Annotated in this window: 9 protein-coding genes and 1 tRNA gene; 1 reads left to right on the forward strand and 9 read right to left on the reverse strand. The window is 64.3% G+C overall.

The features are described 5' to 3' along the window. Window positions 1-47: 47 nt before the first annotated feature. From rpoC to L0C21_RS12290, 9 genes are all read right to left on the reverse strand, one after another. Complete coding sequence (rpoC, locus tag L0C21_RS12250) at window positions 48-4,205, reverse strand: DNA-directed RNA polymerase subunit beta' (protein WP_259278623.1); 4,158 nt, start codon at window positions 4,203-4,205, stop codon at window positions 48-50. A 120-nt stretch (window positions 4,206-4,325) separates the two neighbouring features. Then, window positions 4,326-8,420 (reverse strand): DNA-directed RNA polymerase subunit beta, encoded by a 4,095-nt coding sequence (rpoB, locus tag L0C21_RS12255; RefSeq protein ID WP_259278624.1) that lies wholly within the window; start codon window positions 8,418-8,420, stop codon window positions 4,326-4,328. Window positions 8,421-8,587: 167 nt separating this feature from the next. Next, entirely contained in the window at window positions 8,588-8,965 is a 378-nt protein-coding gene (gene rplL, locus L0C21_RS12260; protein WP_259278625.1) for a 50S ribosomal protein L7/L12, read from the reverse strand. 51 nt (window positions 8,966-9,016) lie between these two features. Beyond that, window positions 9,017-9,532: a 50S ribosomal protein L10 gene (gene rplJ / locus L0C21_RS12265; RefSeq protein WP_259278626.1), complete on the reverse strand. Its 516-nt coding sequence runs from the start codon at window positions 9,530-9,532 to the stop codon at window positions 9,017-9,019. 333 nt (window positions 9,533-9,865) lie between these two features. Then, window positions 9,866-10,567, reverse strand: a complete 702-nt coding sequence (gene rplA / locus L0C21_RS12270) for a 50S ribosomal protein L1 (protein ID WP_259278627.1) — start codon at window positions 10,565-10,567, stop codon at window positions 9,866-9,868. Between the two features lie 3 nt (window positions 10,568-10,570). Then, window positions 10,571-11,002 (reverse strand): 50S ribosomal protein L11, encoded by a 432-nt coding sequence (gene rplK / locus L0C21_RS12275; RefSeq protein ID WP_259278628.1) that lies wholly within the window; start codon window positions 11,000-11,002, stop codon window positions 10,571-10,573. A gap of 205 nt (window positions 11,003-11,207) precedes the next feature. Next, window positions 11,208-11,744, reverse strand: coding sequence for a transcription termination/antitermination protein NusG (gene nusG, locus L0C21_RS12280; RefSeq protein WP_259278629.1), 537 nt, complete (start codon window positions 11,742-11,744; stop codon window positions 11,208-11,210). A gap of 51 nt (window positions 11,745-11,795) precedes the next feature. Next, window positions 11,796-11,993 carry a preprotein translocase subunit SecE gene (secE, locus tag L0C21_RS12285; RefSeq protein WP_259278630.1) on the reverse strand — a complete coding sequence of 66 codons (198 nt, stop codon included), beginning with the start codon at window positions 11,991-11,993 and terminating at the stop codon, window positions 11,796-11,798. 159 nt (window positions 11,994-12,152) lie between these two features. After that, window positions 12,153-12,228: transfer RNA gene (locus tag L0C21_RS12290), tRNA-Trp, on the reverse strand. A 255-nt stretch (window positions 12,229-12,483) separates the two neighbouring features. Between L0C21_RS12290 and L0C21_RS12295 the strand changes: the two genes are divergently transcribed. Then, entirely contained in the window at window positions 12,484-13,671 is a 1,188-nt protein-coding gene (locus L0C21_RS12295) for an efflux RND transporter periplasmic adaptor subunit (protein ID WP_259278631.1), read from the forward strand. Window positions 13,672-13,686: the final 15 nt, after the last annotated feature.

Here is a 13,686-nt window from a genome sequence, read left to right on the forward strand (position 1 = left end):
TCCCCCGACGGCCCTTGTCCGTTTTGGCGTTCTCAAAAGAGCCGGTCTTACGACGCGGCTTCTTCCGGAGCCGGCAGGCCCTTGGCAGCCTGGGCGGCCCGCAGCGCCGCGTCGCGCGCATTGGCGGCCACGCGGATGCGGTTGACGCCTGCGCCGGTGCCCGCCGGGATGAGGCGGCCGACGATGACGTTCTCCTTGAGGCCGTTCAGGCGGTCCACCTTGCCCTGCACCGAGGCTTCGGTGAGGACGCGGGTGGTTTCCTGGAACGACGCCGCCGAGATGAACGAGCGGGTCTGGAGCGAGGCCTTGGTGATGCCGAGAAGGATCGGCTTGCCCTCGGCGGGCTCGCGACCTTCCGCCACCAGCTTGGCGTTGATCTCGTCCATTTCCTCGCGGTCGATCTGCTCGCCCGGCAGCAGCGTGGAGTCGCCCGACTTGGTGATTTCCACCTTCTGCAGCATCTGGCGAACGATCACCTCGATGTGCTTGTCGTTAATCTTCACGCCCTGCAAGCGGTAGACTTCCTGGATTTCGTTGACCAGGTAGTTGGCCAGCGCCTCGACGCCGAGCACGTCCAGGATGTCGTGCGGATCCGGGTTGCCGTCCAGCAGGTACTCACCCTTGTGGATGAAGTCGCCTTCCTGCACCGAGATGTGCTTGCCCTTCGGGATGAGATACTCGACCGGGTCCGCGCCATCTTCCGGACGGATGATGATGCGGCGCTTGGTCTTGTAGTCCTTGCCGAATTCGACGCGGCCGGTGGCCTGGGCGATGATGCCGTGGTCCTTCGGCTTGCGGGCCTCGAACAGTTCGGCAACGCGCGGCAGACCGCCGGTGATGTCGCGGGTCTTGGCGGCTTCCAGCGGAATACGGGCGATCACGTCACCCGCGTGGACCTTGTCGCCGTCGTTGACGGAGAGAATGGCGTCCACCGCCAGGAAGTAGCGGGCAGCCTCGGCGGCGCCGTCGGACTCATCGAGCAGGGTGATGCGCGGACGCAGGTCGCCGCTCTTCGGCTGCGCCTTCCAGTCCACGACCACCTTGCTGGTGATGCCGGTGGCTTCGTCGGTGTTCTCGGCGAGGGACACGCCCTCGATGAGATCCTGATACTTCACCACACCCGCCTTTTCCGTGATGATCGGACGGGTATAGGGGTCCCACTCCACCAGACGCTCGCCCTTGGTGGCCTGCTCGCCTTCCTTCTTCAGGAGGCGGGCGCCGTAGGCGATGCGGTGCGAGGCGCGCTCGCGGCCCTCGGCATCGATGAGCACCAGTTCCATGTTCCGGCTCATGGCGATGAGACGGCCACGGCTGTCCTCGACGGTGTGGGCGTTCCGCAGCTCGACACGGCCATCGATCGATGCCTCGATCGAGGACTGCTCCGACACCTGCGCCGCGCCACCGATGTGGAACGTCCGCATGGTCAGCTGCGTGCCCGGCTCACCGATCGACTGGGCGGCGATGACGCCGACAGCCTCACCGATGTTGACCGGCGTACCGCGCGCGAGGTCGCGGCCGTAGCACTTGCCGCAGACGCCCAGTTCGGTGTCGCAGGTGAGCACCGAGCGGATCTTCATCGACTGCACGCCCGCCTTGGTGATGCGGTCGACCTCCGGCTCGTTGAGCAGGGTGCCGGCCTCGACGATGACCTCGCCAGTCTTCGGATCGAGCACGTCCAGCGCCGCGGTACGGCCGAGGATACGCTCGCCGAGCGACACGATCACCTGGCCGCCCTCGACGATAGCCGCCATTTCGAGGCCGCGTTCGGTGCCGCAATCCTCCTCGACGATGACGCAATCCTGAGAGACGTCCACCAGACGGCGGGTCAGGTAACCCGAGTTCGCCGTCTTCAGCGCCGTATCGGCCAGACCCTTACGGGCGCCGTGGGTGGAGTTGAAGTACTCCAGCACGGTCAGGCCTTCCTTGAAGTTCGAGATGATCGGCGTTTCGATGATCTCGCCCGACGGCTTGGCCATAAGGCCGCGCATACCGGCAAGCTGCTTCATCTGGGCCTGCGAACCACGGGCGCCCGAGTGAGCCATCATGTAGACCGAGTTGATCGGCAGCTCCCGGCCCGACTCCGGATCAACCGGGGTCGAGGAGATGCGCTTCATCATGGCGTCGGCAACCTTGTCACCGCACTGCGCCCAGGCGTCGACGACCTTGTTGTACTTCTCGCCCTGGGTGATGAGACCATCCTGGTACTGCTGCTCGTATTCCTTCACGAGCGCCTTGGTCTCGTTGACCAGCCGTTCCTTCTCGTCAGGGATGACCATGTCATCCATGCCGAAGGAAATGCCGGCCATGCACGCATGACGGAAGCCCAGCGCCATGATCGCATCGGCGAACAGCACCGTCTCCTTCTGGCCGCAGTGGCGGTAGACCGTATCGATGACATCGCCCACTTCCTTCTTGGTGAGGAGGCGGTTGATGATCTCGAACGGCACCTTGTGCGACTTCGGCAGGGTCTCGCCGATGAGCATGCGGCCCGGCGTGGTCTCCACGCGCTTCAGGTAGGTGTTGCCCTGCTCGTCCGTCTGCGGAATGCGGGTGATGACCTTGGAGTGCAGCGTCACCGCCTTGGCGTTGAGCGCCTGGTGCACTTCCTGCATGTCGGCCAGCAACATGCCCTCGCCCGGCTCGCCCTTGCGTTCCATGGAGAGGTAATAGATGCCCAGCACCATGTCCTGCGACGGCACGATGATCGGCTTGCCGTTGGCGGGCGACAGGATGTTGTTGGTCGACATCATCAGCACGCGCGCTTCCAGCTGGGCCTCGAGGCTCAGCGGAACGTGCACGGCCATCTGGTCGCCGTCGAAGTCCGCGTTGAACGCGGCGCAGACCAGCGGGTGCAGCTGGATCGCCTTGCCCTCGATCAGCACCGGCTCGAACGCCTGGATGCCGAGGCGGTGCAGCGTCGGCGCGCGGTTGAGCATGACGGGGTGCTCGCGGATCACCTCATCGAGGATGTCCCACACCTCCTTGCGCTCTTTTTCCACCCACTTCTTCGCCTGCTTCAGGGTCATGCTGAGACCCTTGGCGTCGAGACGCGAGTAGATGAACGGCTTGAACAGCTCGAGCGCCATCTTCTTCGGCAGGCCGCACTGGTGCAGCTTCAGCTCCGGACCGGTCACGATGACCGAACGGCCCGAGTAGTCGACGCGCTTGCCGAGCAGGTTCTGACGGAAGCGGCCCTGCTTGCCCTTCAGCATGTCGCTGAGGGACTTCAGCGGACGCTTGTTCGCGCCAGTGATGGTGCGGCCGCGGCGGCCGTTATCGAACAGCGCGTCCACAGCTTCCTGAAGCATACGCTTTTCGTTGCGGACGATGATGTCCGGCGCACGCAGCTCGATGAGACGCTTCAGACGGTTGTTACGGTTGATGACGCGGCGGTACAGGTCGTTGAGGTCCGACGTCGCGAAGCGGCCACCATCCAGCGGCACCAGCGGGCGCAGCTCGGGCGGGATCACCGGCACGACGGTCAGGATCATCCATTCCGGGCGGTTGCCGGAATCGATGAAGCTGTCGATGACGTTCAGCCGCTTGATGATCTTCTTCGGCTTGAGCTCGGACTTGGTCTGCTCCAGCTCCTCGCGCAGGCGCACGCGCTCGGCCTCGAGGTCGAGGCTGATGAGCAGCTCACGGATCGCCTCGGCGCCGATGCCGGCGGTGAAGGCGTCCTCGCCATATTCTTCCTGCGCCTCGAAGACCTGGTCTTCGGTGAGCAGCTGGTACTTCTTGAGCGGGGTCAGGCCCGGCTCGATCACCACGAAGTTCTCGAAGTAGAGAACCCGCTCCAGATCCTTCAGCGGCATGTCGAGCAGCAGGCCGATGCGGCTCGGCAGCGACTTCAGGAACCAGATGTGGGCGACCGGCGCGGCCAGCTCGATATGGCCCATGCGCTCACGGCGCACCTTGGAGACGGTGACTTCAACGCCACACTTCTCGCAGGTGATGCCCTTGTACTTCATGCGCTTGTACTTGCCGCACAAGCACTCGTAGTCCTTGATCGGGCCGAAGATGCGGGCGCAGAACAGACCATCGCGCTCCGGCTTGAAGGTGCGGTAGTTGATGGTCTCCGGCTTCTTGATCTCGCCGAAAGACCAGCTCTTGATCCGCTCCGGCGAGGCGATCGAGATCTTGATCCTGTCGAAGGTCTCCGGCTTCTGGGCCGGATTGAAGAAATTCACCAGTTCCTGGTTCATGCGTTTATCCTCTGAACCGAAGGCTCGATGCTAAGCCGTCCGTGGCAAGAGCCGCGACACCACGGACGGCCGCCCGCCGCGCAACCCGTTTCGGGGCGCGACAGGCGGCTTCGCCGTCTCCTATTCCTCGTCGGCCGACTGCAGTTCGACGTTGAGGCCAAGCGAACGCATTTCCTTGACCAGCACGTTGAAGGACTCGGGGATACCGGCCTCGAACGTGTCGTCGCCCTTCACGATCGCCTCGTACACCTTGGTACGGCCAACCACGTCGTCCGACTTCACCGTCAGCATTTCCTGGAGGGTATAGGCCGCGCCGTATGCCTGCAGGGCCCAGACCTCCATTTCGCCGAAGCGCTGACCACCGAACTGCGCCTTACCGCCCAGCGGCTGCTGGGTGACCAGGCTGTACGGGCCGATCGAGCGGGCGTGGATCTTGTCATCGACCAGGTGGTGGAGCTTCAGCATGTAGATGTAGCCCACGGTCACCTTGCGGTCGAAGCGCTCGCCGGTACGGCCGTCGTAGAGATCGACCTGACCCGACGGATCCAGCCCCGCCATCTCCAGCATCCGGGCGACGTCCCGCTCGCGGGCGCCGTCGAACACCGGCGTTGCCATCGGCACGCCCGAGGTGAGGTTGGAGGCCAGCTCCACCACCTCTTCGTCCGCCATGTCGGCAACGGTGTCGTACTGCCAGTCGTAGATCGCCTTCAGACGCTCGCGCAGTGCCGCGGTGTCCTGACGGCCACCCTGGTAGAAGCCATCCAGCATCGCCTTGATCTGGACGCCGAGGCCGCGCGCGGCCCAGCCCAGGTGCGTCTCGAAGATCTGACCGACGTTCATGCGGCTGGGCACGCCCAGCGGGTTCAGCACGATGTCGACGTGCGTACCGTCCTCAAGGAACGGCATGTCCTCGATCGGCAGAATGCGCGAGATCACACCCTTGTTCCCGTGACGGCCGGCCATCTTGTCGCCCGGCTGCAGCTTACGCTTCACCGCAACGAAGACCTTGACCATCTTGAGAACGCCCGGCGGCAGCTCGTCGCCGCGCTGCAGCTTCTCGACCTTCTCCTCGAACCGCTTCTCCAGGCTCTTGCGGGCCTGTTCCCACTGGTCCTTGAGAGCCTCGATATGGGTCTGGCGCTCGTCATCTGCAATGGCGAACTTCCACCATTCGTGACGCGGCGTCTCGGCCAGCGCCTCTTCGGTGATCTCAGAGCCCTTCTTGAAGCCCTTCGGACCGGAGGTCGCCGTCTGACCGATCAGGATGTCCTTCAGGCGGACGTAGGTCGAGCGGTCCAGAATGGCGCGCTCGTCCTCGCGGTCCTTGGTCAGGCGCTCGATTTCCTCGCGCTCGATGGCCATGGCGCGCTCGTCCTTCTCGACGCCATGACGGTTGAACACGCGAACCTCGACCACCGTGCCGGCAACGCCCGGCGGCAGACGCAGCGACGTGTCGCGGACATCAGAGGCCTTCTCGCCGAAGATGGCGCGCAGAAGCTTTTCCTCCGGCGTCATCGGGCTTTCGCCCTTCGGCGTGATCTTGCCGACGAGGATGTCGCCCGGGTGCACCTCGGCGCCGATGTAGACGATGCCGGCCTCGTCGAGGTTCCGCAGCGCTTCTTCACCGACGTTCGGGATGTCGCGGGTGATGTCCTCCGGGCCCAGCTTCGTATCGCGGGCCATGACCTCAAACTCCTCGATGTGGATCGAGGTGAAGACGTCTTCCTTCACGATCCGCTCGGAGATGAGGATGGAGTCCTCGTAGTTGTAGCCGTTCCACGGCATGAACGCGACCAGCACGTTCCGGCCGAGCGCCAGCTCGCCCAGTTCGGTGGACGGACCGTCGGCGATGATATCGCCCTTGGCCACCACGTCACCCACCTTCACCAGCGGGCGCTGGTTGATGCAGGTGTTCTGGTTGGAGCGCTGGAACTTCAGCAGGGTGTAGATGTCCACCGCCGACTTGCCCGGCTCCACGTCTTCCGTGGCGCGGATCACGATGCGGGTGGCGTCCACCTGGTCGATGATGCCGCCGCGGCGGGCCGCAATGGCAGCGCCGGAGTCACGGGCAACCGTGGCTTCCATGCCGGTGCCGACGAACGGCGCCTCGGCGCGCACCAGCGGCACGGCCTGACGCTGCATGTTCGAGCCCATGAGCGCGCGGTTCGCGTCGTCGTTTTCCAGGAACGGAATGAGCGACGCGGCGACCGACACCAGCTGCTTCGGCGACACGTCCATCAGCGTGATCTGCTCGCGCGGCGCGACGAGGAACTCGCCTGCTTCGCGGGCCGAGACCAGCTCTTCCACCAGCATGCCATTCGCGTCGGTTTCCGAGTTGGCCTGCGCGATGGTGTGGCGCTGCTCTTCCATGGCCGAGAGGTACACCACCTCATCGGTCACCTTGCCATCGACGACGCGGCGGTACGGCGTCTCGATGAAGCCGTACTTATTGACGCGGCTGTAGGTGGCCAGCGAGTTGATGAGACCGATGTTCGGGCCTTCCGGCGTCTCAATCGGACAGATACGGCCATAGTGGGTCGGGTGAACGTCGCGCACCTCGAAGCCGGCGCGCTCGCGGGTCAGACCGCCCGGACCAAGGGCCGACACGCGGCGCTTGTGCGTCACTTCGGACAGCGGGTTGGTCTGGTCCATGAACTGCGACAGCTGCGACGAACCGAAGAACTCGCGCACCGCGGCCACGGCGGGCTTGGCGTTGATGAGGTCGTTCGGCATGACCGTGTCGATATCGACCGAGGACATGCGCTCCTTCACCGCGCGCTCCATGCGGAGCAGGCCGACGCGGTACTGGTTTTCCAGCAGCTCGCCCACCGAGCGGACGCGGCGGTTGCCCAGATTGTCGATGTCGTCGATCTCGCCCCGGCCGTCCTTCAGGTCGATCAGGGTCTTGATAACGGCCAGGATGTCATCCTTGCGGAGCACCGTCACATCGTCCGGGCACTCCAACTCCAGACGCATGTTCATCTTCACGCGGCCGACGGCCGAGAGGTCGTAGCGCTCCGGATCGAAGAACAGGCCGTGGAACAGGCCTTCGGCGGTCTCGCGGGTCGGCGGCTCGCCAGGGCGCATGACGCGGTAGATCTCGGACAGCGCGTGGTCGCGCTCCTCGACCTTGTCCGCCATCAGCGTGTTCCGCAGCCACGGGCCCACGTTCACATGGTCGATGTCGAGCACGTCGAGGCGATCGAACCCGGCAGCGTCGAGCTTGGCAAGGTTGTCCTTGTTCACCTCGTCGCCGGCCTCGATGTAGATCTCGCCGGTCTTCTCGTTGATCATGTCGTAGGCGGCGTAACGGCCGAAGATCTCCTCCGACGGGATCAGCAGCTCGGTCAGGCCGTCGTTGGCGGCCTTGCGGGCGGCGCGCGGCGTGATCTTCTGGTTGGCCGGGAACACCACTTCGCCGGTGGAGGCGTCGATGACGTCGTACATCGGCTTCTGGCCGCGCCACTGTTCGGGCACGAACGGCACCTTCCAGCCATCGGACGCACGCAGCCAGGTCACCCGGCCGTAGAACTGGTTCAGGATCTCTTCCGAGTTCAGGCCCAGCGCATAGAGCAGCGTCGTCACCGGCAGCTTGCGCTTGCGATCGATACGGACGTTGACGATGTCCTTGGCGTCGAACTCGAAGTCCAGCCACGAGCCGCGGTACGGAATGACGCGCGCGGCGAACAGGTACTTGCCCGACGAGTGGGTCTTGCCCTTGTCGTGGTCGAAGAACACGCCCGGCGAACGGTGCATCTGGGAGACGATGACGCGCTCGGTGCCGTTGATGATGAACGTGCCGTTCTCGGTCATGAGCGGCATGTCGCCCATGTACACGTCCTGCTCCTTGATATCGAGCACGGAGCGGGCGCCGGTGTCCTGATCCACTTCGAAAACGATCAGACGCAGGGTCACGCGCATCGGGGCGGCAAAGGTCATGCCCCGCTGGCGGCACTCGTCCACGTCGTACTTGGGATCCTCAAGCTCGTAACGCACGAAATCCAGCTCGGCGGTGCCGGCGAAATCGCGGATCGGAAAGACCGACCGCAGCGTTTTCTCCAGACCGGACACGTAGCCAGGCTGCGAGCGAAGGAACTGCTCGTAGCTTTCGCGCTGCACTTCGATAAGGTTCGGCATTTCCACGACCTCGCGGATACGACCGAAGGTCTTGCGAATGCGCTTGCGTCCCGTGAACGACGTCGCCTGGGTGGCCATGGGTGTGTTCGTCCTCGTTCGTTCAGATCAATTGCCGGCTTGCGGCGATAGCGCCGGCGTTGCACCGGCTGGGGCCCCTTTACGCATACAACTTCCGAAAACGCCGTCGGGGTGCGTCGCTCCGGCCCTGGAGCGGCGCACCCCTTAGACGCATAAGCCGAAAAGGCTTACTTGAGTTCGACGGTCGCGCCGGCTTCCTCAAGCTGCTTCTTGATCTTCTCGGCTTCGTCCTTCGCGACGCCTTCCTTCACGGCCTTCGGGGCGCCCTCGACGAGAGCCTTCGCCTCGGTCAGGCCCAGGCCGGTGATGGCGCGGACTTCCTTAATCACGTTGATCTTCTTGCCGTTGTCCGACACGAGAACGACGTCGAACTCGGTCTTCTCTTCAGCAGCCGGAGCAGCAGCGCCGCCAGCAGCCGGAGCAGCAACGGCGACGGCAGCAGCAGCCGACACGCCCCACTTCTCTTCCAGCATCTTGGCCAGCTCAGCAGCTTCCAGGACGGTCAGGGCAGACAGATCATCAACCAGTTTCGCAAGGTCAGCCATTTTAAGTCTCCAATAGGGCGCATTCAGGCGCCCAAATCAATTGTCTTAGGGTTAAGCGGCTTCTTTCTCGGCATAAGCCGAGACGACGCGAGCCACCTTGGTCGCCGGAGCGCCAACGACGCGCGCGATCTTGGTCGCCGGGGCATTGATGAGGCCCACGAGCGTTGCGCGCAGTTCGTCGAGCGACGGCAGTTCAGCCAGCGCCTTCACGCCATTGACGTCGAGGGCGGTCGTCCCCATCGCGCCACCGAGGATCTCGATCTTGTCGGTGGTCTTCGCGAAGTCCACGATCACCTTGGCCGCAGCCACGGGATCCTTGGAAGTGGACAGCGCCGTCGGGCCGGTCAGCAGCGGGCTGATCGACGTGTACGGCGTGCCTTCGGCGGCAATGCGAGCGAGCCGGTTCTTCGCCACTTTGAAGGTGGCACCCGCTGCCTGCATCTTTCTCCGGAGATCGTTCACCTGGGCGACGGTCAGACCCAGATTCCGGGTGACCACGACCACTGACGTCTCAGAGAAGGTAGCATTGAGCGAGGAGACCATCTCCTTTTTCTGGACTCTGTCCATGCTCTTCTCCTTGTTAGCCGGTCGGCTTGCGCCTTCCGGCCGTTGAGCCGAGGTCCGGCAAACCGGACCTCATAGCCCGTCCGTGGGGTCATCCCGACACCCGCGCCAGTCAGCCCAGAGGCATTCAGCCTGATGGCTTTCCCTTGCGGTTGGCCCCGCGATCGCACCGCGAGCACCATAAAGTCTCGTTTCCCCGTCTGTGCAGGCTTGGCGTTTAAGCTTCCCGAGGGGAAGCGCCTGCAGTCTCGGACGGCTGGCAGATGGCCCGGAGGCCATCGGCCAAATCCCTGCCCGGTTTATGGCCAGGCAGGGAATTCCATTCAACGTCTGGCGTTAGATCGCGCCGTTGACGTTGGCAACATCCACCTTCACGCCCGGGCCCATGGTGGAGCTGAGGGCGATCTTGGTGAGGTACTTACCCTTGGCGCCCGACGGCTTCGCCTTGATGATGGCGTCGACGAAGGCGTCGAAGTTGGCGCGCAGATCCTCAGCCGCGAACGAGGCCTTGCCGAGGCGGGCGTGGATGATACCGGCCTTCTCGACGCGGAACTCCACCTGACCACCCTTGGCGGCCTTCACGGCGTCGGCCACGTTCGGGGTCACGGTGCCCAGCTTCGGGTTCGGCATCATGCCCTTCGGACCCAGGATCTTGGCGACGCGGCCGATGAGGCCCATCATGTCCGGGGTGGCGATGCAGCGGTCGAAGTTGATCTCGCCCTTGGAGACGGCATCGATCAGGTCCTCGGCGCCCACGATGTCCGCGCCGGCGGCCTTGGCTTCCTCAGCCTTGCCTTCCTTGGCGAACACGGCGACGCGGACGGTCTTGCCCGTGCCCTTCGGCAGGGTGGTGACGCCGCGAACCATCTGGTCGGCGTGACGCGGATCGACGTTCAGGTTGATCGCGATTTCGATGGTCTCGTCGAACTTCGAAACGGCGTTCTGCTTCACGAGGGCGATCGCCTCGTCGACAGCGTAGAACTTCTGACGATCGACCGTCGGGGCGATCTTCTGCATGCGCTTGCTCAGCTTTGCCATGGCTTAGGCCTCCACGACCTGAAGGCCCATGGAACGGGCCGAACCTTCAACGGAACGCATCGCGGCTTCGATGTCGGTCGTGTTCAGATCCGGCATCTTGGTCTCAGCGATCTTGCGGATGTCCTCGCGGGTCACCTTGCCCACGTAGCCCTTGCCCGTGGTCGCGGCGCCCTTCTGGATCTTCGCGGCCTTGGCGAGCAGGTAGGTCGCCGGCGGCGTCTTCATCACGAACGTGAACGAGCGGTCGCCGTACACGGTGATAATCACCGGAATCGGCATGCCCTTTTCCATTTCCTGCGTCTTGGCGTTGAACGCCTTGCAGAATTCCATGATGTTCACGCCGCGCTGACCCAGAGCCGGACCAATCGGCGGGCTCGGGTTGGCGGAACCAGCCGGCACTTGCAGCTTGATATAGCCGGTAATTTTCTTGGCCATTGCTCCAACCTTCTTTTGCATCCGGCGGATACCCCGCCGGTGGCTGCGGTTGCCGTGGTGACCGGCAGATGGCACTGCCTCCCACGCTGCCCGCCCCGGTCAACCGCGCCCGAAGCTGGCCCTGCCCCTAAAGTCGCCTGCGGCACGAGCCGAATGCGATGAACCGGACCCCAGGACAGGCTGGGTCCGGCGAAACCGTTGCGCCTTACTTGACGCGCTCGACCTGCTCGAAGTCCAGCTCGACCGGCGTTGCGCGGCCGAAGATGGATACCGACACCTTCACGCGGGCGCGGTCGTAGTCGATCTCCTCGACGAGGCCGTTGAACGACGCGAACGGGCCGTCCAGCACGCGCACCGAATCGCCGATCTCGAACTCGGCGCGGGCCTTGGCCTTGGGAGCCGCCGCCTCGCCCTGCATGTTCAGGATGCGGCCGGCCTCAGCCTCGGTGATGGGCTGCGGCTTACCCTGCGCGCCGAGAAAACCGGTCACCTTCGGCGTGTTCCGCACCAGGTGATAGACCTCGTCGTTCATGTGCATCTTGGCGAGCACGTAGCCGGGGAAGGAGGTGCGCTCGACAACGACCTTCTTGTTGCGGCGAACCTCGGTCACCTTCTCGGTCGGCACTTCGACCTGGGGAATGAAATCAGCCAGGCCAAGGCGCTCGGCCTCCGCCTTGATCTGATCGCGAACCTTGTTCTCGAAGCCCGAGTAGGCGTGAATGATGTACCAGCGCGCTGTCATTTCGGCCCTTGGTCTGCGTTGTCCTGACGTCGTTCCCAACCCGACCCGGCCTTACTGGCCAAGGTTCAGCAGAAGTTGCACGATGGAGCCAAGAACCCAGTCGACGCCCAGGAAGAAGACGGAAAGAATACCCGTCAAAACGAAGACCATGACCGTGGTGATCATCGTCTCCCGTCGCGTCGGCCACGTGACCTTGCGCGTCTCCTGGCGAACCTGCCGGACGAACTCGCCTGGGCTGGTCTTCGCCATCGTTCTTCTCTCCGTTCGCTCGAGTCCGAATCGCCTGCAGCGTATCCGGACAAAACAAAACAGTCCAACAGCACACCATTCCCGGTGGCGGTCAGACCGTTCCCAGCTTCCACCTCACCAATGCGCCCGCCTAAGCCTGGGCAGGAACCACCGAAGCGGTGGCAGGAGTGGAGGGACTCGAACCCCCGGCCCTCGGTTTTGGAGACCGATGCTCTACCAACTGAGCTACACTCCTATCCCCACAGGCTCTATGCCTACGGCGCATCAGAGTGCGGTGCTATAGAATCGCTGCGAGGCGAGGGCAAGCGAAATCTCTCGCGATCCGCCCTGATGCACGCCGATCATGCCGCAGGCGTCAATGGCCCTATTTTCGCCGGTCCTACCCGTTTGGGTTGCTTAGCGTTGAAAGGCTAGACAGTTTTCATTATGAGGGCCACGCGCTGCGATGCAACAGGCATCGCTTCCCCTGTCCTCGTAACCGGTTAACTCTATGCGCCTCCGCAAATCGACCTTCGGGCTCGTCGCCCTTGCCATCGTCTTCGGCCTCTTGGGGCTGTACAACTATGTCATCCAGCCCATGCTGCTGAAGAAGTTCATTCTGGGCGCGGAGCCGCCGCCAGTGGTGGTGGCCGCCGAGCAAGCGCGGCTGGAACAGCGCACGGACTCCGTCCGGGCCGTCGGCTCCATCCAGGCCATCAACGGCGTCGACATCGCCGCCGAGATGGATGGCGTGGTGCGGGAGATTCTCTTCACGTCCGGCCAGATGGTGAAGAAGGGCCAGGTGCTGGTCCGCATGGACACCGAGACGGAAGCGGCGGACGTCGCCCTTTATGAGGCAACGCTCGCCAACGCCCGCAAGGACCTGGAGCGCACCCAGAAGCTGGTGGAGACGCAGACCGCCTCCCGCGCCGCCCTCGATCGCGCCGTCGCGGCGCATGACGAGGCCAAGGCCCAGCTGGCCCGCGCCCGGGCGAGCCTGGACAAGAAGGTGATCCGCGCGCCCTTTTCAGGCCGCATCGGCATCCGGCAGGTCAACCTCGGCCAGTTCCTGAGCCGGGGCACGCCGGTCGTCACCCTGCAGGCGGTCGACCCCATCTACGCCACCTTCCCGGTGCCCGAGCAGAACATCGCCCGCATCCAGCTGGGTCAGCCCGTCTTCATTCAGGTGGATGCCGCTCCCGGCACGCGCTTTGAGGGCAAGATAACCTCGATCGACGCCAAGGTGGACGAAAGCACCCGCAACGTCACCGTGCAGGCGACCCTGCCCAACCCGGACGGGCTGCTGACCCCTGGGGCCTTCGCCAACATTACCGTGCAGGGCAGCCGACAGGAGGATGTGGTGACCGTGCCGGCAACGGCCGTCGCCTACTCGCTCTACGGCGATTCCGTCTACGTGCTGAAGCCGGCTCCCGCGACCAAGGCGTCCTCGGGCAGCGCCCAGGCGGCCCCCGCCCCGGCGGCGGGCGGCCAGGCCGCCGGCGACCAGACCGTTTACGTGGCGGAACGGCGCGCGGTGAAGACTGGCGAGACCATCAAGGGCCACGCGGCCATTCTCAGCGGCGTGAAGCCGGGCGAGACGGTGGTGACCGCCGGCCAGCTGAAGCTGCACGACGGAGCCAAGGCGCTGATCAACAATGCCATCGCCCTCGACCCCGCCAGCCCGCTGCCGCGGAACTGAGCCGGAGCCTGAACG

This window comes from Pedomonas mirosovicensis, assembly GCF_022569295.1.
GTDB lineage: Bacteria > Pseudomonadota > Alphaproteobacteria > Sphingomonadales > Sphingomonadaceae > Pedomonas > Pedomonas mirosovicensis.

Coding starts and splice junctions, on each gene's coding strand:
- rpoB (WP_259278624.1), bottom strand. CDS start 8,420: ATGGCCACCCAGGCGACGTCGTTCACGGGACGCAAGCGCATTCGCAAG.
- rplK (WP_259278628.1), bottom strand. CDS start 11,002: ATGGCCAAGAAAATTACCGGCTATATCAAGCTGCAAGTGCCGGCTGGT.
- L0C21_RS12295 (WP_259278631.1), top strand. CDS start 12,484: ATGCGCCTCCGCAAATCGACCTTCGGGCTCGTCGCCCTTGCCATCGTC.
- nusG (WP_259278629.1), bottom strand. CDS start 11,744: ATGACAGCGCGCTGGTACATCATTCACGCCTACTCGGGCTTCGAGAAC.
- rplJ (WP_259278626.1), bottom strand. CDS start 9,532: ATGGACAGAGTCCAGAAAAAGGAGATGGTCTCCTCGCTCAATGCTACC.
- secE (WP_259278630.1), bottom strand. CDS start 11,993: ATGGCGAAGACCAGCCCAGGCGAGTTCGTCCGGCAGGTTCGCCAGGAG.
- rpoC (WP_259278623.1), bottom strand. CDS start 4,205: ATGAACCAGGAACTGGTGAATTTCTTCAATCCGGCCCAGAAGCCGGAG.
- rplL (WP_259278625.1), bottom strand. CDS start 8,965: ATGGCTGACCTTGCGAAACTGGTTGATGATCTGTCTGCCCTGACCGTC.
- rplA (WP_259278627.1), bottom strand. CDS start 10,567: ATGGCAAAGCTGAGCAAGCGCATGCAGAAGATCGCCCCGACGGTCGAT.